At 69.4% G+C, this 18,186-nt stretch carries 16 protein-coding genes; 13 read left to right on the top strand and 3 right to left on the bottom strand.

Annotation, left to right across the window (positions count from 1 at the left end; all coding sequences use genetic code 11):
* Window positions 1-81 precede the first annotated feature (81 nt).
* The 4 genes from H7I87_RS24890 (at window position 82) to H7I87_RS24905 (ending at window position 5,476) form a co-directional block, all read left to right on the top strand.
* Window positions 82-648 carry a TetR/AcrR family transcriptional regulator gene (locus H7I87_RS24890; RefSeq protein ID WP_162151401.1) on the top strand — a complete coding sequence of 189 codons (567 nt, stop codon included), beginning with the start codon at window positions 82-84 and terminating at the stop codon, window positions 646-648.
* Window positions 645-1,787 carry an alpha/beta hydrolase gene (locus H7I87_RS24895; protein WP_031347567.1) on the top strand — a complete coding sequence of 381 codons (1,143 nt, stop codon included), beginning with the start codon at window positions 645-647 and terminating at the stop codon, window positions 1,785-1,787. The genes H7I87_RS24890 and H7I87_RS24895 overlap by 4 nt, the downstream gene beginning before the upstream one ends.
* 90 nt (window positions 1,788-1,877) lie before the next feature.
* The gene (locus H7I87_RS24900) at window positions 1,878-4,079 is read left to right on the top strand and encodes an acyl-CoA dehydrogenase family protein (RefSeq protein WP_019732896.1); all 2,202 of its coding nucleotides are present in this window, start codon (window positions 1,878-1,880) and stop codon (window positions 4,077-4,079) included.
* Window positions 4,080-5,110: 1,031 nt separating this feature from the next.
* On the top strand, window positions 5,111-5,476 hold the full coding sequence (locus tag H7I87_RS24905; protein WP_009979598.1) for a hypothetical protein: 366 nt from the start codon (window positions 5,111-5,113) through the stop codon (window positions 5,474-5,476).
* On the opposite strand, the gene fadD2 is transcribed toward H7I87_RS24905, so the two are convergent.
* Window positions 5,473-7,158, bottom strand: coding sequence for a long-chain-fatty-acid--CoA ligase FadD2 (gene fadD2 / locus H7I87_RS24910; protein ID WP_011726316.1), 1,686 nt, complete (start codon window positions 7,156-7,158; stop codon window positions 5,473-5,475). The genes H7I87_RS24905 and fadD2 overlap by 4 nt on opposite strands.
* 57 nt (window positions 7,159-7,215) lie before the next feature.
* On the opposite strand from fadD2, the gene H7I87_RS24915 reads away from it, so the two are divergent.
* Window positions 7,216-8,496 carry a DNA polymerase domain-containing protein gene (locus H7I87_RS24915; RefSeq protein WP_019732898.1) on the top strand — a complete coding sequence of 427 codons (1,281 nt, stop codon included), beginning with the start codon at window positions 7,216-7,218 and terminating at the stop codon, window positions 8,494-8,496.
* Here H7I87_RS24915 and H7I87_RS24920 read toward each other — a convergent pair.
* Window positions 8,493-9,884 (bottom strand): MFS transporter, encoded by a 1,392-nt coding sequence (locus H7I87_RS24920; protein ID WP_019732899.1) that lies wholly within the window; start codon window positions 9,882-9,884, stop codon window positions 8,493-8,495. The genes H7I87_RS24915 and H7I87_RS24920 overlap by 4 nt on opposite strands.
* Before the next feature lie 282 nt (window positions 9,885-10,166).
* On the opposite strand from H7I87_RS24920, the gene H7I87_RS24925 reads away from it, so the two are divergent.
* The 8 genes from H7I87_RS24925 to H7I87_RS24960 all read left to right on the top strand — a co-directional run bounded on the left by H7I87_RS24925 (window position 10,167) and on the right by H7I87_RS24960 (window position 17,811).
* Window positions 10,167-10,751 carry an acyl-CoA-like ligand-binding transcription factor gene (locus H7I87_RS24925; RefSeq protein WP_003874019.1) on the top strand — a complete coding sequence of 195 codons (585 nt, stop codon included), beginning with the start codon at window positions 10,167-10,169 and terminating at the stop codon, window positions 10,749-10,751.
* Window positions 10,752-10,808: 57 nt separating this feature from the next.
* Window positions 10,809-11,816 carry an ABC transporter substrate-binding protein gene (locus H7I87_RS24930; protein WP_033727368.1) on the top strand — a complete coding sequence of 336 codons (1,008 nt, stop codon included), beginning with the start codon at window positions 10,809-10,811 and terminating at the stop codon, window positions 11,814-11,816.
* A 100-nt stretch (window positions 11,817-11,916) separates the two neighbouring features.
* Complete coding sequence (locus H7I87_RS24935) at window positions 11,917-12,591, top strand: 5-oxoprolinase subunit B family protein (RefSeq protein WP_003874021.1); 675 nt, start codon at window positions 11,917-11,919, stop codon at window positions 12,589-12,591.
* 19 nt (window positions 12,592-12,610) lie between these two features.
* Window positions 12,611-13,522 (top strand): 5-oxoprolinase/urea amidolyase family protein, encoded by a 912-nt coding sequence (locus H7I87_RS24940; protein ID WP_019733860.1) that lies wholly within the window; start codon window positions 12,611-12,613, stop codon window positions 13,520-13,522.
* 408 nt (window positions 13,523-13,930) lie between these two features.
* Window positions 13,931-15,322, top strand: a complete 1,392-nt coding sequence (locus H7I87_RS24945) for an MFS transporter (RefSeq protein WP_019733859.1) — start codon at window positions 13,931-13,933, stop codon at window positions 15,320-15,322.
* A gap of 89 nt (window positions 15,323-15,411) precedes the next feature.
* Window positions 15,412-16,563 carry a uroporphyrinogen-III synthase gene (locus H7I87_RS24950; protein WP_010950070.1) on the top strand — a complete coding sequence of 384 codons (1,152 nt, stop codon included), beginning with the start codon at window positions 15,412-15,414 and terminating at the stop codon, window positions 16,561-16,563.
* Window positions 16,554-17,327, top strand: coding sequence for a sirohydrochlorin chelatase (locus H7I87_RS24955; RefSeq protein WP_023860758.1), 774 nt, complete (start codon window positions 16,554-16,556; stop codon window positions 17,325-17,327). The genes H7I87_RS24950 and H7I87_RS24955 overlap by 10 nt, the downstream gene beginning before the upstream one ends.
* Before the next feature lie 31 nt (window positions 17,328-17,358).
* The gene (locus H7I87_RS24960) at window positions 17,359-17,811 is read left to right on the top strand and encodes a TetR/AcrR family transcriptional regulator (protein ID WP_003874027.1); all 453 of its coding nucleotides are present in this window, start codon (window positions 17,359-17,361) and stop codon (window positions 17,809-17,811) included.
* Between the two features lie 4 nt (window positions 17,812-17,815).
* On the opposite strand, the gene nirD is transcribed toward H7I87_RS24960, so the two are convergent.
* Entirely contained in the window at window positions 17,816-18,184 is a 369-nt protein-coding gene (gene nirD, locus H7I87_RS24965) for a nitrite reductase small subunit NirD (protein WP_009979610.1), read from the bottom strand.
* Window positions 18,185-18,186: the final 2 nt, after the last annotated feature.

The raw sequence follows: 18,186 nt of genomic DNA on the forward strand, positions 1-18,186 counted from the left end.
GCGGCATCCCCGGCTGACCGGCCCGGCCGGCCCGCGGCGCTGCCCACGCATCGGGGCAGGCGCACCCGGGCCGCCATCGACATGGCCGCCCGCACCGTCATCGCCCGCAAGGGTGTGCTGGCCACCACCATCGCCGACATCGCCGCGGAGGCGGGCCGCTCGGCGGCGTCCTTCTACAACTACTACGACTCCAAGGAGGCGATGGTGCGCCAGTGGGCGCTGCGCTTCCGCGACGAGGCTAATCAGCGGGCGCGGTCGGCGACCCGGCACGGCCTGTCCGATCGGGACCGCGCCTACACCGCGGCCGCCGCCCACTGGCACACCTACCGCAACCGGCTGGCCGAGGTGATCAGCGTGTCACAACTGGCCATGGTCAACGACGACTTCGCTCGGTACTGGGCCGAAATCTGCGCGATACCAATCTCTTTCATCGCCGAATCGGTGCGGCGCGCACAAGCCCGGGGCTACTGCCGCGACGACGACCCGCAGCTGATCGCCGAGGCGATCGTGGCGATGTTCAACCAGTTCTGCTACATCCAGCTCGGTTCCGCGCGCTCCGGGGAACCCGACGACCAGGCCTGCATCCGAACCCTGGCCAACATCTATTACCGGGCCATCTACGGGCGTGAGGAGGAGCCGCAGAGTTGAGTCGCGAATCGAGTCGCCGTACCGGCGCCGGGGTGATCCGGGAATTCGTCGGGCTGCCCTCGCGCACCGCCGGCCGCGCGGGCGCCGGCGGGCATCCCTGCCAGGGGCTCTACCACCGGGGCGTGGGACGCAAACCGAAGGTGGCGATGATCGCCACGCACTACCAGATCGACTTCTCCGAGCACTATCTGGCGGACTACATGGCCACCCGCGGCATCGGTTTTCTCGGCTGGAACACCCGGTTCCGCGGCTTCGAGAGCAGCTTCCTGCTCGACCACGCGCTGGTCGACATCGGCGTCGGTGTGCGCTGGCTGCGCGACGTCCAGGGAGTGGATACCGTTGTGCTGCTGGGCAATTCGGGAGGCGGATCGCTGATGGCCGCCTACCAGTCGCAGGCCGTCGACCCGAACGTGACCCCGCTGGACGGGATGCGTCCGGCGGCGGGGCTGACCGAATTGCCGCCGGCCGACGGCTATGTGGCCACCGCCGCGCACCCGGGGCGCCCGGAGGTGCTCACCGCCTGGATGGACGCCGCCGTCGTCGACGAGAACGACCCCGTCGCCACCGACGCCGACCTCGACCTGTTCAACGAGCGCAACGGCCCGCCGTATGCGCCGGAGTTCCTCGCCCGCTACCGGGCCGCACAGACCGCGCGCAACCACGCCATCACCGACTGGGCCGAAAAGGAGCTGAAACGCATTCGCGCCGCGGGGTTTTCGGACCGCCCGTTTTCGGTGATGCGCACCTGGGCCGACCCCCGCATGGTGGATCCGACCATCGAGCCCACCAAGCGCCAGCCCAACACGTGCTACGCGGGTGTCCCGGCCAAGGCGAACCGTTCCGCGCACGGCATCGCCGCGGCGTGCACGCTGCGGAACTGGTTGAGCATGTGGAGCCTGCGGGTGGCGCAAACCCGGGCCGAACCGCACCTGGCCCGCATCGGCTGCCCCGCGCTGGTGATCAACGCCGAGGCCGACACGGGGGTGTTTCCCTCTGACGCGCAACGCATCTTCGACGCGCTGGCCAGCACCGACAAGACGCGGGCCTCGATCGACACCGACCACTACTTCACCACGCCCGGGGCGCGCAGCGAGCAGGCCGATCTCATCGCGCGGTGGATCTTCAAGCGGTGGCGCTAGCCGCTGGCCCATGTCGTCGACCAACCCACTGGTTGTTAGCTTGGAAGGTACTTGGCCGAAACGGCGTCCTGCAGCAACGGAAGGCGACCAATGCCGATCGCAATAAATCCCGAGCATCAAGAACTGGCCGATTCAGTGCGATCGCTGGTGGCGCGCATCGCGCCGTCCGAGACGCTGCACCGGGCGATGGAGACGCCGCTGGAGAACCCGCCGCCGTACTGGCAGGCGGCGGCCGAGCAGGGCCTGCACGGCGTCCATTTGTCGGAGTCGGTGGGCGGGCAGGGCTTCGGCATCCTCGAGTTGGCCATCGTGCTGGCCGAATTCGGCTACGGCGCGGTACCGGGCCCGTTCGTGCCGTCGGCCATCGCCAGTGCGCTGATCTCCGCGCACGACCCGGACGCCAAGGTGCTCGCCGAGCTGGCATCCGGCGCCCAGATCGCGGCCTACGGCCTGAATTGCTGTGCGCTGACCGCGACCCGTCAGGGTGATGTGTTGGTGATCCGCGGCGAGCTGCGCACGGTGCCGGCCGCGGCGCAGGCCTCGCTGCTGGTGCTGCCGGTGGCGATCGACAGCGGCGAGGCGTGGGTGATGCTGCGCGCCGAGCAGCTCGAGATCGAACCGGTGAAAAGCATCGACCCGCTGCGGCCCATCGCCGACGTGCGGGCCAACGCCGTCGAGGTCGGCGACGACGTGGTGTTGGCGAAGCTGAGCATGGCGACCGCGCACGCCCTGATGACCACGCTGCTGTCCGCCGAGGCCATCGGCGTCGCGCGCTGGGCGACCGACACGGCGTCGCAATACGCCAAGATCCGCGAGCAGTTCGGCCGGCCGATCGGCCAGTTCCAGGCCATCAAGCACAAGTGCGCCGAGATGATCGCCGACACCGAGCGGGCCACCGCGGCGGTGTGGGACGCGGCCCGGGCGCTCGATGAGGCCCGCGAAAAGGATTGGGACACAGCGGGTTCGCACGTCGAGTTCGCCGCCGCGGTGGCGGCCACGCTGGCCCCGGCCGCCGCCCAACGATGCGCGCAGGATTGCATCCAGGTGCACGGCGGGATCGGCTTCACCTGGGAGCACGACACCAACGTCTATTACCGTCGGGCGCTGATGCTGGCCGCCTCGTTCGGCCGCAGCTCGGACTACCCGCAGCAGGTGGTGGACACCGCGACCAGCACCGGGATGCGCGCGGTCGACATCGACCTTGACCCCGACACCGAGAAGCTGCGGGCCGAGATCCGGGCCGAGGTGGCGGCGTTCAAGGCGATGGACCGCGAGCAGCGCAAGGTCGCCCTCGCCGAGGGCGGCTGGGTGCTGCCGTACCTGCCCAAGCCGTGGGGCCGGGGTGCGGGCCCGGTGGAGCAGATCATCATCGCCCAGGAGTTCGCCGCCGGGCGGGTCAAACGGCCGCAGACCGGCATCGCCACCTGGATCATCCCGTCGATCGTGGCGTACGGGACCGACGAACAGAAGCAACGCTTCCTGCCGCCGACGTTGCGCGGCGAAATGATCTGGTGCCAGCTGTTTTCCGAGCCGGGTGCGGGATCGGACCTGGCCGGCCTGTCCACCAAGGCCACCCGGACCGACGGCGGCTGGCGGATCACCGGCCAGAAGATCTGGACCACCGCCGCGCAGTTCGCGCAGTGGGGTGCGCTGCTGGCCAGAACCGACCCCAACGCCCCGAAACACAATGGCATCACCTACTTCCTGTTGGACATGAGCAGCGACGGCGTCGACGTCAAGCCGCTGCGCGAGCTGACCGGTAACGCGATGTTCAACACCGTCTACATCGACGACGTGTTCGTGCCCGACGAGTGCGTGCTGGGTGAGGTGAACCGCGGCTGGGAGGTCAGCCGCAACACGCTGACCGCCGAGCGGGTCTCGATCGGCAGCAGCGAGGCGAATTTTCTGGCCACGCTGGCGCAGTTCGTCGAGTTCGTGCGCGACGGGCAGTTCGATCAGGTTGCGCGGCACCGTGCGGGTCAGCTGATCGCCGAGGGCCATGCGGCCAAGGTGCTGAACCTGCGCTCCACGCTGCTGACGCTGGCCGGTGGCGACGCGATGCCCTCGGCGGCGATCTCCAAACTGCTGTCGATGCGCACCGGCCAGGGCTATGCCGAATTCGCGGTGTCCTCGTTCGGCACCGACGCGGCGATCGGCGACACCGATCAGCTACCCGGCAAGTGGGGCGAGTACCTGCTGGCCAGCCGCGCGACCACCATCTACGGCGGTACGTCGGAGGTGCAGCTGAACATCATCGCCGAACGGCTGCTGGGGTTGCCCCGCGACCCGTAAACCGTTGCGCCGCAAACGGTCTGGACAATAGGTCTGGAAATAGGGCCATGCCGACCTGGCTGATGCCAGGCCGGCATGGTTCCCCCCACTACGCGGTCCGGTCATCCCGAGGGTTGGCGTGTCGGCGATGACCGGTTCACCGCGCGGAGATGGTGGTCACCACCACCAGTTCCACCAGTGTCCGGGCGCCCAGAAGCCCCGGTTCCAACCACCGTGGCCCCAGCCACCGTGGCCCCACGGGCCATGTCCCCGACCATCATGGCCTCCCCATCCGCGGCCACCGGGACCGTCGGGAATGGGGCCCGGTCCGCTGCGCGGCCCGGCACTGGCGAAACTTGTGGAAGGCGCCGGCGCGGGGGCGGCCTGAGCCGCCGGGGCGCCGCCGAACAGCAGCGCGCCGACCACGGCCCCAGCCGCCGCGACACCCGCGACGACACCGTGTGACGATGCTGAGCAGATCATCGAGGGCGTCCTTCCAACGATTTGGATTTATCGGAGGTTGATGGCCAGAACGCTACTCGCGCATTTCTCGGCAAACAAGATGGATTGGCTTGTTTTTGCTGTGAATTGGATAACAAGAGTGCCGAATTACCATCTCTTTTGCGGCGTTCCTATACGCATTTTGCGCCGATGCGCTTATCCGCGATTACTGACTCCGCGTGGTGCAAGTGGCCCACATACACACAGGTAGATAGGTATCTACTGAAGTACTGGCCCGGCATCGAGTATCTACTGATATACGTTTAATGCCATTGCCGTATGTGCGGAAGAAATGCTGTCGAAGTTGCCATCCCCGAGCCCCTCCACCGCCACCCAAAACGGCGTTTACCCCTACACACAGCTATCGTCAGCAATTTGCTTGACGAGCGGGTTCGGCGGATCCGCCGCAGCCGGCCGTCGGCGCGGCACCGGCCCGCCACATGCCCGGCCCGGCAACGCGACTTAGGCTGGCGTCGGTGACAGAATCAGTATTGACACACAGGCAACGAGCGCTGATTTACTGATTGGCACTCACGGAGGAAGACACCGCAGTGAACTTCAACCCCAGCCACAGCGGACCCAGCGGCGGCGCGTTTCGCGCTCCCACCCCAGCCGCCGGCCCCTCCGGAGACGCCGCGCCCACCGAGCGCCTCACCAGCATCCGCCAGCCCGGCGGCCCGCGGGTGCCCAGCGGCCCGCCGGCCAACCAGGCGGGCCGCACCCAGCGCACCCGCCGGACCGTGGACCTGCCGGCGGCCACCCACCGGGCCCTCGACATCTGGCAGCGCGAAGCCGCCGACCGGCTGGGGGTCGCCCGGGTGACCGGGCAGGAGGTGCTCACCGCGCTGATCGACCAGCTGCTGGTCGACCCCAAGCTGACCGCCCAGATCACCCGGGCCATCAAAGAGCGCCGCTAGACCTCCATCTCGCGCAGCTCGCGTTTGAGGATCTTGCCGGTCGGGTTGCGCGGCAACTCGTCGAGGAAGATGACCTCGCGGGGCACCTTGTAGCGGGCCAGGTGGTCGCGAACGTAGTGCTTGATGGTGTCCTCGTCCAGGTCGGCGCCCTCCTTCTTCACCACGAAGGCGCGCAACCGGTGGCCCCACTCCTTGTCCTCGACGCCGATCGCGGTGGCCTCCACCACGTCGGGATGCCCGCTGATCAGGTCCTCGACCTCGGCGGGGAACACGTTCTCGCCGCCGGAGACGATCATCTCGTCGTCGCGGCCGCTCACGTAGAGCAGGCCGTGCTCGTCGAAGTAGCCCACGTCACCGGAGGACAACAGGCCGTCGATGATCTGCTTGTTGCCGCCCCCGGTGTAGCCCGCGAACGGGAAGGTGTTTCCGACGAAGATCCGGCCCACCTCGCCCTGGGGCAGTTCCTTGCCGTTGTCGTCGAAGATCTTGACCTTCACGCCCTTGACGACCGGACCGACCGTCGCCGCGTTGCGTTCCAGGTCCTTGGGCCCGGCGATGGTGGCGAACGCGATCTCGGTCGAGCCGTACATGTTGTAGATGACCGGTCCGATGTCCTTGAGCGCCCGGGCGGCCAGCTCGGCCCCCAGCTGCGAGCCCGAGACGAACACGATCCGCAGGCTGGACAGGTCCGGCTTCTTGTCCATCTTCTCCAGGGTGTCCAGGATCCGCGACAGCATCACCGGCACCACCACCATGGCGGTCGGCCGGTACTTTTCGATGTCCTGCAGCACCAGCGGCGGCTTGAACTTGCGCCGCAGCACCAGCGTCGAACCCAAAAACATCGCGATGGTCGCGTGCAGGTACCCCAGGGCGTGGAACATCGGCGACGGCAGCGACGTCACCTCGCCGGCCTTGAACGGCACGTGCGACAGGATGCCGCCGACCGGCGCCAGCGTCGGCGGCGTGCTGCGGTTGGCGCCCTTGGGCGTGCCGGTGGTGCCGCTGGTCAAGATGATGATCGAGGCGTGCCTGTCCGCCTTGGGGGCGGGCTCGGAGCTGCTGCGCTCGATCAGCTCGGCCAGCGTCTCGTCGGTGCTGCCGGACGGCTCGTCCGCGTCGGGATTGCTGCCCAGCGCGCGCAGCTTGCCCAGCGGCGGTTCGGCTTTGCTGACCGCCTTGGTGTACTCGTCGTCGTAGATGATGACCTTGGCGCCCTCGCGCTCCGAGACCTCTTTGATCTGCGGGCCGGAGAACTCGCTGTTGAGCAGGATGATGCGGGCACCCACCCGGGCCGCACCGTAATTGGCGATCAGGAACCAGCGGTGGTTGCGGGCCAGGATGGCCACGCCGTCGCCGGCCTTGACGCCCTTGGCGATCAGACCGTTGGCGACCGCGTGCGCGGCCCGGTCCAGCTCGGCGTAGCTGAGTTCGCCCTCCTCGTCGATCACCGCCGCCCGGTCGGGGGTCCGGCGGGCGTTGAGCGACGGCAGCATGCCGAACTCGCCCCACTTGTAGATGTCGGCGGCCATCGCGGCGTAGTTCTGCGGCGGCTCCAGCCGGAATGCGCCCGACTCGATGATCCGGCGCAGGTAGTGCAGTTCAGCGGAGCCACGTTCGACATACTGCTGAACTTTGGCTACCGCTTTGGTGGCCTGACCGGGCAGGCCAAGGAGGTTAGGCATGGAATCCACCATATGTGACGTCCGTCTCAGTACGGCCAGAAATTCTGGCGAATTAGCATGAACCACATGACCCGTCCGGTTTCGCTGGAGGTGGCCGGGCGGCGGGTCACCATCACCCATCCGGACAAGGTGGTGTTCCCCCGCGCCGGCGGCGGCGAAACCACCGGTTCTGCTGCCGGCCCGTACACCAAACTCGACCTGGTCCGCTATTACCTGTCCGTGGCCGACGGCGCACTGCGCGGTGTGGCCGGGCGCCCGATGATCCTGAAGCGCTTCGTCAAGGGCATCACGCAAGAGGCGGTGTTCCAGAAACGCGCCCCGGCAAACCGGCCGGACTGGGTCGACGTCGCCGAATTACGTTATGCGCGAGGCACTTCCGCCGCCGAAGCGGTCATCCACGACGCCGCCGGGCTGGCCTGGGTGATCAACCTGGGCTGTGTCGACCTGAACCCGCATCCGGTGCTGGCCGACGACCTCGACCACCCCGACGAGCTGCGCGTCGACCTGGATCCGATGCCCGGGGTGTCCTGGCGGCGGATCGTGGACGTCGCGCTGGTCGCCCGCGAGGTGCTCGAGGACTACGGCCTGACCCCGTGGCCGAAGACGTCCGGGTCGCGCGGCTTCCACATCTATGCCCGCATCGCCCGGCGCTGGGAGTTCCGCCAGGTGCGGCTGGCCGCGCAGACCGTGGCCCGCGAGGTGGAGCGGCGCGCGCCCGAGGCGGCGACCAGCCGCTGGTGGAAGGAGGAGCGCGAGGGGGTGTTCGTCGACTTCAACCAGAACGCCAAGGACCGCACCGTCGCGTCGGCCTACTCGGTGCGGGCAACCCCGGACGGCCGGGTGTCGACGCCGTTGCGCTGGGACGAGGTGGCCGGCTGCCGGCCCGAGGCGTTCACCATCGACACCGTGCCCGCCCGGTTGGCCGAGATCGGCGACCCGTGGGCGGGCATGGACGACGCCGTCGGCGACCTCGACCGGCTGCTGGTGCTGGCCGAGGAGCTGGGTCCGCCGGAGCGGGCGCCGAAGGGCGCCGGGACACGATCCGGCGGCCGGCGCCGGTCCTCGATGCCGCTGATCGAGGTCGCCCGCACCAAGACGAGGGACGAAGCGATGGCGGCGCTGGACGTCTGGCGCGACCGCCATCCGGAGGCCGCCGCCCGGCTGCAGCCGGCCGACGTCCTGGTCGACGGGATGCGCGGGCCCAGCTCGATCTGGTACCGGATCCGGATCAACCTGCAGCACGTCCCCGAGGACCAGCGGCCACCGCAGGAGGAGCTGATCGCCGACTACTCCCCCTGGCAGGGATACGGCGGCCGGCAGAAACCGTCCCGGGGCTAGATGCCGACCCGGGTGATCGCGTTGTGCTTGCGCAGGTAGCAGTACCAGGTGACGGCCAGCAAGCCCAGGAAGAACACCACATAGAAGCGCAGCGCGGGTTCGATGCTGCCGAACTGCGACTTCGACCAGGCGTAGGCCAGCGGCACGATGAACCCGCCGAAGGCGCCCACCGCCGAGATGACGCCCAGCGCGCCGGCGGCCTGGCGGCGCATCGTCACCATGGTGTCGGGATCGCCCCCGGCCAGCTCGCCCTTGATCTTGAAGATCCGCGAGATCATCCGGTAGGTCGAACCGTTGCCGATGCCGGTCGCGACGAACAGGAACATGAAGCTGGCGAAGAAGGCCGGCAGGTTCACCGCCTTCACCGACCACAGCGCGGCCGCCGCGCCGACGGCCAGCATCACGAAGCTGGCCGCGGTGATCCGCGCCCCGCCGACCCGGTCGGCCAGCTTGCCGCCCAGCGGCCGGATCACCGACCCGATGGCGGCGCCCAGAAACGCCCACGCCAGCGCGATGTCGCCGCGCCCGAACACCGTTTTGAGCAGGGTCGGGAAGGCGGCCGAGTAGCCGATGAAGGATCCGAAGGTGCCGATGTAGAGCAGCGACATGATCCAGGTGTCGGCGTGGCGCAGCGACTGCCAAACCGGCTTCACGTCGGCCTTGATCTCGGTCAGGTTGTTCATGAACAGGAACGCGCACACCGCAGCCACGACCGCCAGCGGCACGTAGAACAGCCCGGCCCGGGACAGCGCCACGCCGCCGCCCGCGATCACGACGGGCGGGATGACCTTCTGCACCACCGCCACGCCGATGTTGCCGCCGGCCGCGTTGAGCCCCAGCGCCCAGCCCTTGTCCTTCTCCGAGTAGAAGAAGGAGATGTTGGCCATCGACGAGGCGAAGTTGCCGCCGCCGAACCCGGCGGTCGCGGCGATCGCCACCAGCACCCCGAACGGGATGCCGGGATGGCTCACCGCCCACGCCAGCAGCAGGCACGGGATCAGCAGCAAGGCCGCCGAGATGGTCGTCCAGTTGCGGCCGCCGAACACCGGGACGGCGAACGTGTAGGGCAGCCGCAGAAAGGCGCCGACCCCGCTGGGCACGGCCACCAGGCACAGCGCCTGGCTGGCGGTCAGCGCCCACCCGGACGCCGACGGGTGCCCGTGCGGTCCGGCCGTCATGTGCACCACCACGATGCTCCACAGCATCCACACGCTGAACCCGACGTGCTCGGCGAAAATCGAGAAGATCAGGTTGCGGCGGGCGATCGCCTTGCCCGTAGTCTCCCAGAATTCGGGGTCTTCGGGCCGCCAGTCGTCGATCCAGTGCCGCCCCTTGTGCCGCTCGGGCGCCGCCGCGGGCTGCGGTACCGGGGTGATGGTCGTGGTCATCCGGTGGGTCTCCCCTGTCTCATCAGGGCGCCCGTTTCGCCGGGCGCGGGTCTCATCAGGGCGCCCGCCTCTCGCCGGGCGCGGGTCTCGTCGGGCGCCCGTCTCTCGCCGGGCGCGGGCAGTGACCACTCGACGCTAAAGAGGCGGTGTTACCGGTCGTGGTGTGCACAGTTACGCCAGCGCTACGCAGAAATCGCAACGGCCCGCAAGGCTTTGTCAGAACTTCGCAACGCGTGGCCGTGCTGCGGGCGCGGGCCGGCGCCGATGCGGGAGAATCGGCCCATGCCGGCCAGTGAGGCTCCCCCGGGCCTGCGGGAGCGCAAGAAGATCAAGACCCGCCAGGCCATCAGGCGCGAGGCGTTTCGCCTCATCGAGCAGAACGGCTACGCCGCGACCACCGTCGAACAGATCGCCGAGGCCGCCGACGTGTCGCCGAGCACCTTCTTCCGCTACTTCGGGTCCAAGGAGTCGCTGCTGCTGGCCGACGACCTGGACCCGCTGATCCTGGACGCCCTCAAGGCGCAGCCGCGCGAGCTGTCGCTGCCGCAGGCGTTCCGCCGGGCCTATGCGACGGTGCTGTCCCAGCTGCCCGACGACCAGCTGGAGTTCGAGAGCACCCGGCAGCGGCTGATGTTCTCCATCCCCGAGCTCAAGGCAGCCATGTACGACGAGTACTACCGCACCGTGACCGTCGCCGCCGAGGCGATCGCGCATCGGATCGGCCGGGCCGCAGACGATTTCGAGGTCCGGGTGTTCGCCGGGGCGTTGACCGGCGCCATGATGGCGGCCTTTGACAGCGCCCCCACCACGCCCGAGACCATCTACCGGGCACTGGATTTCATGGACGCCGGGATGCCGCTGGACTGAGCGGCCTCACCAGCGCGGCGATGGGTGTGTGGGGGCGGAACGCGATACTCTCACGCGATGCGACAGGGATGGAATCGACGGGGATTCTTGCAGCTCGCAGGGGCAGCCGGCGTGGCCGCGACGGCCGGTGCGGCCGGGCTGTCGGCGGGGTGCTCGGCACACCAGCCGCCCCCGGGGGGCGCCGGGCCGGGATCGGTGACCCTCACCCACCTGTTCGGCCAGACCGTCGTCAAGGAACCGCCCAAGCGCGTCGTCAGCGCCGGCTACACCGAGCAGGACGACCTGCTCGCCGTGGGCGTGGTGCCGATCGCGGTGACCAACTGGTTCGGTGACCAGCCGTTCGCGGTGTGGCCTTGGGCCGCAGACAAACTCGGCGGGGCCCAGCCCACCGTGCTGAACCTGGACAACGGCATCCCGGTCGACCAGATCGCCGGTCTCAAACCGGATCTGATCGTGGCCATCAACGCGGGGCTGGACGCCGAAACCTACCAGAAGCTGTCCGCGATCGCCCCGACCGTGGCGCAATCGGACGGGGACGCCTTCTTCGAACCGTGGAAGGAGCAGGCCGCCGCCGTCGGCCAGGCGGTGTTCGCGGCCGAGAAGATGAAGTCGTTGGTCGCCGGCGTCGACCAGAAGTTCACCGATATCGGCAAGAAGAACCCGCAATGGACCGGCAAGAAGGCGCTGCTGATGCACGGGGCGCTGTGGCAGGGCACCGTGGTGGCCACCATGGCCGGCTGGCGCACCGACTTCCTCAACCAGATGGGGCTGGTCATCGCCGACAGCATCAAACCGTTCGGCACCGATCAGCGCGCCGTCATCCCGCGTGACCACATCAAATCGGTGCTGGAATCCGCCGACGTGGTGATCTGGACGACCCAGAACCCCGACGACCAAAAGGCGCTGCTGGGCGACCCCGAGGTGGCCGGGTCGCTGACCACCGCACAGAACCGGCACATCTTCACCACCAAGGACCAGGCGGGTGCGATCGCCTTCGCGTCCCCGCTGAGCTACCCGGTGATCGCCGACCAGCTGCCCCCGCAGCTGACCAAGATCCTGGGCTAGTCGCGGCTGTTTGAGCGTTTGCTAAGGCAGCTCTGGCAGTGCTCGAAAATCCGTCGGCCACCCCTCGCACGGGCCGCGATCCCGGGGTTACCGTCGAGTAATGAGCGTGACGGATCTTAGCGGCGACCTGGCCCACCACCTGCCGACAGCCCTGGTCGGCAACGCCGTGCTGGACTACGGCGATCGAGCGCTGATGGTGCAATGCGGCAGTACCGCAGAGGTATTGGCGTGGGCGCAGGCGCTGCGCGCCGCGGCGCTGCCCGGCGTGGTCGACATCGTGCCTGCGGCCCGCACGGTGCTGGTCAAGCTCGACGACCCCGGCCGGCAAGGCCTCCTCCGGCAGCGGCTGCGCAAGATGAACGTCACCGCCGCGTCCACCCCGCCCGCCGAGCGCCACGCCGACGTGGTCATCGACGTCGTCTACGACGGCCCGGATTTGGCCGAGGTCGCCGAACACACCGGACTGACCATCCCGCAGCTGATCGACGCCCACACCGGCACCCCGTGGCAGGTCGGATTCAGTGGATTCGCACCGGGTTTCGCCTACCTGGTGGACGGCGACCCGCGGCTGCGGGTGCCGCGGCGCGCCGAGCCGCGCACCGCCGTGCCGGCCGGCTCGGTGGCGCTGGCCGGTGAATTCAGCGCGATCTATCCCCGCCGGTCGCCCGGTGGCTGGCAGCTGATCGGGCACACCGACGCGGTGCTGTGGGATCTGCAGCGACCCAACCCGGCCCTGCTGACGCAGGGCATGTGGGTTCAGTTCCGGGCCGTCTAGCCTCGCTAAGGAGACAGCTGTGCCATTCCTGGAGATACTGCGCACTGGGCCGCTGGCCGTCGTCGAAGACCTGGGCCGGCCGGGCCTGGCCCACCTCGGCGTCAGCCGGTCCGGAGCCGCCGACCGGCGCGCGCACAAGCTGGCCAACCGGCTGGTGGCCAACCCCGACGACCGCGCCACCGTGGAGGTGACCTTCGGCGGTTTCGCGGCCCGGGTCCGCGGCGGCGACGTCGACATCGCGGTGACCGGGGCCGACGCGGATCCCACGGTCGACGGAATCGAGTTCGGCAGCAACAGCATTCAGCATGTGCGCGACGGCCAGGTGATCGCGTTGGGCACGCCCCGCGCCGGGCTGCGCAGCTACCTCGCGGTCCGCGGCGGCATCTGCGTGGACCCGGTGCTGGGTTCGCGCAGCTACGACGTGATGTCGGCCATCGGCCCGGCGCCGCTGCGGGCCGGAGACCGGCTGCCGATCGGGGAACACACGCAGGACTATCCCGAACTGGACCAGGCGCCGGTGGCGGCCATCACCGGGCATCTGATGGAACTGCAGGTGGTGCCGGGGCCGCGCGACGACTGGTTGGTCAATCCCGACGCACTGGTGCACACGATCTGGATGGCCTCCGACCGCAGCGACCGCGTCGGCATGCGACTGGAGGGTCGCCCCCTGCAACACCGCTACCCGGACCGGCAGCTGCCCAGCGAGGGCACCACCCGCGGCGCAATCCAGGTGCCGCCCAACGGTTTACCGGTGATCCTGGGGCCCGACCATCCGGTCACCGGCGGCTACCCGGTGGTCGGCGTGGTCACCGACGAGGACGTCGACAAAATCGCCCAAGTGCGGCCCGGCCAATACGTGCGGCTGCACTGGGCGCGGCCCCGGGCGCTGGCCGGCGCCCACGCCGGCGCCGCCAATTGGCCGTTCGCCTGACGCCGCTCGCGCACGAACTATTGCCCAGCTCACACCGGCCGCCGTCTCTGGACGAAATCACTTGGCGCCGCTGTGCATTCGCCGCTGACCCGCGCCGATCGACCCTTCAGGGATTTACCAGACAACTGGTAATCAACTGACAGCGGATATCGGCCTGTTCCGGTTGACCCGCTCGCGTCCAAAGTGTGAGCATCGGAAAACACGGCGGGGCACGCCTCTTCATTCGGGGTGCCCACACAGGCGTCGAAAGCCAGGCTCGGCAACAGCTTTCCCGATACCCCGGGTGAGCGCGGTGCCACCTGGCTCGACGACGCCGTCCGATGGGCGCCATACCCGAACGCGCCCAACGAGTTTCGACGGCGAGCGGACGACAACGGCGCGTCTTCTTCGAGGAAAGGTGACGATCGGATGGGCCGCGACCACCGCATCACGGACTGGAATCCGGAAGACGCAGCGGCCTGGGAGGCCGGCAACAAAAGGATCGCCCGTCGCAACCTGCTGTGCACCATCGCCGGTGACCACGTGGCGTTTTCGATCTGGACCCTGTGGCCGGTGATGGCGCTGTTCATGCCCGCGGCCGTGTACGGCTTCTCCGCCGGCGACAAGCTGCTGCTGGGCGCGGTGGCCACCCTGGTCGGTGGCTGCGCCCGGATCCCCTACACCCTGGGCATCGCGGCCTTCGGCGGCCGCAAATGGACGACTTTCTCGGCGGTCGTATTGCTGATCCCCACGGTCGGCACCATCGTCTTGCTGGCCAATCCCGGTCTGCCGCTGTGGCTTTTCGTGCTGTGCGCCGCCCTGACCGGGCTGGGCGGCGGCAACTATGCGGCGTCTCTGGCCAACGTCAACGCGTTCTATCCGCAGCGGCTCAAGGGCGCGGCCATGGCCGTCAACGCCGGCGTCGCCAACCTGGGGGTGGCGGTGATCCAGCTGGTCGGCCTGCTGGTGCTGGCCACCGCCGGACACCAGGCCCCGTACTGGGTGTGCGCGGTGTATCTGGTGTTCCTGGCCGCGGTGGCCATCGCCGCCGCGATGTTCATGGACGACATCAACCACGGCACCCAGCTGAGCACCATGCGCTCGATCCTGTTCGAACGCGACACCCATGTGATCTCGCTGCTCTACATCGCCACCTTCGGCTCCTGGATCGGCTTCTCGTTCGCCTTCGGGCAGGTGATGCAGGTCAACTTCCTGGAGAACGGGGAAAGCGCCAAGCATGCCGCGCTGCACGCCGCCCAGCTGGCCTTCATCGGCCCGCTGCTGGGCTCGGTGGCGCGGATCTACGGCGGCCGGCTGGCCGACCGTGTCGGCGGCAGCCGCGTCACGCTGGGCGTGCTGGCCGCGATGACCCTGGCCGCCGGCCTGCTGGTGATCGTCAGCACCGTCGACGACCAGCACGCGGGCGCGCATTCGGTCAGCATGATCGGCTACGTCGTCGGCTTCATGGTGCTGTTCGTCCTGTCCGGCATGGGCAACGGCTCGGTGTTCAAGCTGATCCCGTCGGTCTACGAGGCCCGCAGCCGCGGCCGGGACACCAGCGAGGACGAGCGCCGCCAATGGGCGCGCGCCATGGCGGGGTCGCTGATCGGCATCTGCTCGGCGGTCGGGGCGTTCGGCGGGGTGGCGATCAACCTGGCGCTGCGCCAGTCCTACCTGAGCACCGGAACCGAGACGTCGGCGTACTGGACGTTCATGGCGTCCTACGTCGTCGCCGCCATCATGACCTGGCTGGTGTACGTGCGGCGGCCGGTCACTGCGCCCGGAGTCTCGCTGCCGGAAACCCAGGCCGCGCGGCTGTGAGCGGACTCGCAACAGGGGCAATGCCACAGCAATTGCTCGGTAACGCAACGGAAACGTCCTAGGCATACACACTTCATATGGCCCCGCAACTGGCCCCGCCGGACTCCGCGCCGCTCACCGGCTACCGGATCGCCGTCACCTCGGCGAACCGGGCCGAGGAGCTGTGCGCGTTGCTGCGCCGCAACGGCGCGGAAGTCACCAGCGCCGCCGCCATCAACATCATCGCGCTGCCCGAGGACCAGGAGCTGCACCGCCACACCGAGGCGGTGATCGCCCAACCGCCCGATATCTTGGTGGCGCACACCGGGATCGGCTTCCGCGGCTGGGTCGCCGCGGCCGACGGCTGGGGGCTGGCCCCCCAACTGCTGTCGGCGCTGTCGCAGGCCCGGATCGTGGCCCGCGGGCCCAAGGCGACGGGCGCGTTGCGCGCCGCCGGGCTGCACGAGGAGTGGTCGCCGAAATCCGAATCGTCGCGCGAGGTGTTGCGCTACCTGCTCGACTCCGGTGTGGCCGGCAAGCGGATCGCGGTGCAGCTGCACGGCGCGGCCGACGGCTGGGATCCCTTCCCGGAGTTCATCAATGGGCTTCGCTCGGCCGGCGCGCAGGTGATGCCCATCCACGTCTACCGCTGGAAGCCGACACCGGCCGGCGGAGAATTCGACCAACTCGTCGCCTCTGTGGCGCGGCGGCAGTTCGACGCGGTCACCTTCACCTCGGCGCCCGCCGGCGCGGCGCTGCTGGAGCGCAGCCGCGAGCTGGGCATCGAAGACCAACTGCTGCAAGCACTTCGCAGCGACGTGCACGCCATGTGCGTGGGGCCGGTGACCGCGCAGCCGTTGATCCGCGCGGGTGTGCCGACGTCGTCGCCGGAGCGGATGCGGTTGGGGGCGTTGGCCCGTCACATCGCCCAGGAGTTGCCGCCGCTGCGCTCGTGCACGTTGCGGGCGGCCGGGCACCAGATCGAGATCCGCGGCACCTGTGTGCTGGTCGACGGCGCGGTCAAGTCGCTGTCCGGGTCGGCCATGGCGACGCTGCGCGCGCTGGCGGCGCGCCCCGGTGACGTGGTCGCGCGCAACGACTTGCTGCGGGTGCTTCCCGGCAACAGCAACGACCCGCACGCCGTCGACACGGCCGTGCTGCGGCTGCGAACGGCGCTGGGCGACAAGAACATCATCGCGACGGTGGTCAAGCGCGGCTACCGGCTGGCGATCGACACCCCGGACGGATCGGCATGGCACTGATCCTGGTGGCGCACGGCACCCGCCGGCCGGGTGGTGTGGCGATGATCGAAGGCCTTGCGGCGCAAGTGAGTACGCTCGTCGGCGGCCGGGTCGAGGTGGCGTTCGTGGACGTGGTGGGGCCGACCCCCAGCGAGGTACTGGCCGCGGCCCGGGCGGCCGGCCGGCCCGCCATCGTGGTGCCGGCCTTCCTGTCGCGCGGTTATCACGTCCGCGCCGATCTGCCAGCCCACGTCGCGCTCAGCGGACACCCGAACGTGACGGTCACCCCGGCGTTGGGTCCCAGCGGCCAGATCGCCCGGATCGTCGGCGATCAACTGCTCGAATGTGGTTGGCGCACAAACGATTCGGTGGTGCTGGCGGCGGCGGGCACCTCCGATGACAAGGCGCGGGCCGACCTGCACACCGCGGCGACGTGGTTGTCGGCGCTGACCGGATCACGCGTCACCCTCGGGTTCGCCGCCACCGGGGACCCGCCGCTGGGCGAGGCGGTCGCCCGGGCCCGGCCGCATGCCCGCCGCAACGGCGGGCGCGTGGTCGTCGCCTCCTACCTGCTGGCCGACGGGCTGTTCCAACAGCGGCTGCACGGCTGCGGCGCCGATCTGGTCAGCGCGCCGCTGAGCACACATCCGGGGCTGGCGCGGCTGATCGCGAACCGATTCCGCCGCGCCCTGCCGCCGGTGCTCGCCGCCACCGCCCGGCACGCGTCCCGCCGAACGGGTCCGCACCAGCGCGCCCACGCGCCCGCCACGCGGCCGGTTCCTTGATCTTTGCCCCACGACCGGCGATCCTGACACCATGCCCCGCCGCGAAGAGCCGTCGCACGGGCTTCTCGACCCCGTGGCCAAGATGCTGCGGTTGCCCTTCGGCACACCGGAATTCATCGACCGGATCGTCACCGGGGGCGTCAACCAGGTAGGCCGGCGCACGTTGCGGATGCTGATCACCACCTGGGACGCCGCCGGCGGCGGGCCGTTCGCGGCCAGCGCCATCGCGTCCACCGGGATGGCAAAGACCGCCGAAATCGTGCAGGGCATGTTCATCGGCCCGGTCTTCGGCCCGCTGCTGAGAATCCTGGGCGCCGACAAGGTGGCCGTCCGGGCCTCGTTGTGCGCCTCCCAGCTGGTGGGCCTGGGCATCATGCGCTACGGCATCCGCTCGGAGCCGCTGCATTCGATGTCGGTGGACGCCATCGTCGACGCGATCGGGCCGACCATGCAGCGCTACCTGGTCGGCGACATCACCCGGTGACCGCTCAGGCCGCCCGCGGCTGGTAGTCGCGGCCCACCTGAACGTAGCCGTCGGCGGTGATGCGCACCGGGTACACCGGCACCGAAACGCTCGGATCGTCCAGGCAGGTACCGTCTTCGAGGGAGAACGCCTGCTTGAGGATGGGCGACTGCACCGTCGGGCAGCCGTTGCGGTCGCCCACGATGCCGCGGGACAGCACGGCCGCCCCGGAGAACGGGTCGACGTTGCCCACCGCGCGCACCGTGCCGTCGTCGAGCCGGAACAGCGCCGCCTGGGAACCGTCGTCGAGCAGCACCCCGACACCGCGGCCCGGGATGAGGTGGTCGTAGGAGCATGCGCTCGTCCACACCTGAATGTCGTTGAGAAGTGTCATGT

Origin of the sequence: Mycobacterium timonense, from assembly GCF_025821985.1 — a bacterium.
In the GTDB taxonomy this organism is placed as follows: Bacteria; Actinomycetota; Actinomycetes; order Mycobacteriales; family Mycobacteriaceae; genus Mycobacterium; species Mycobacterium avium.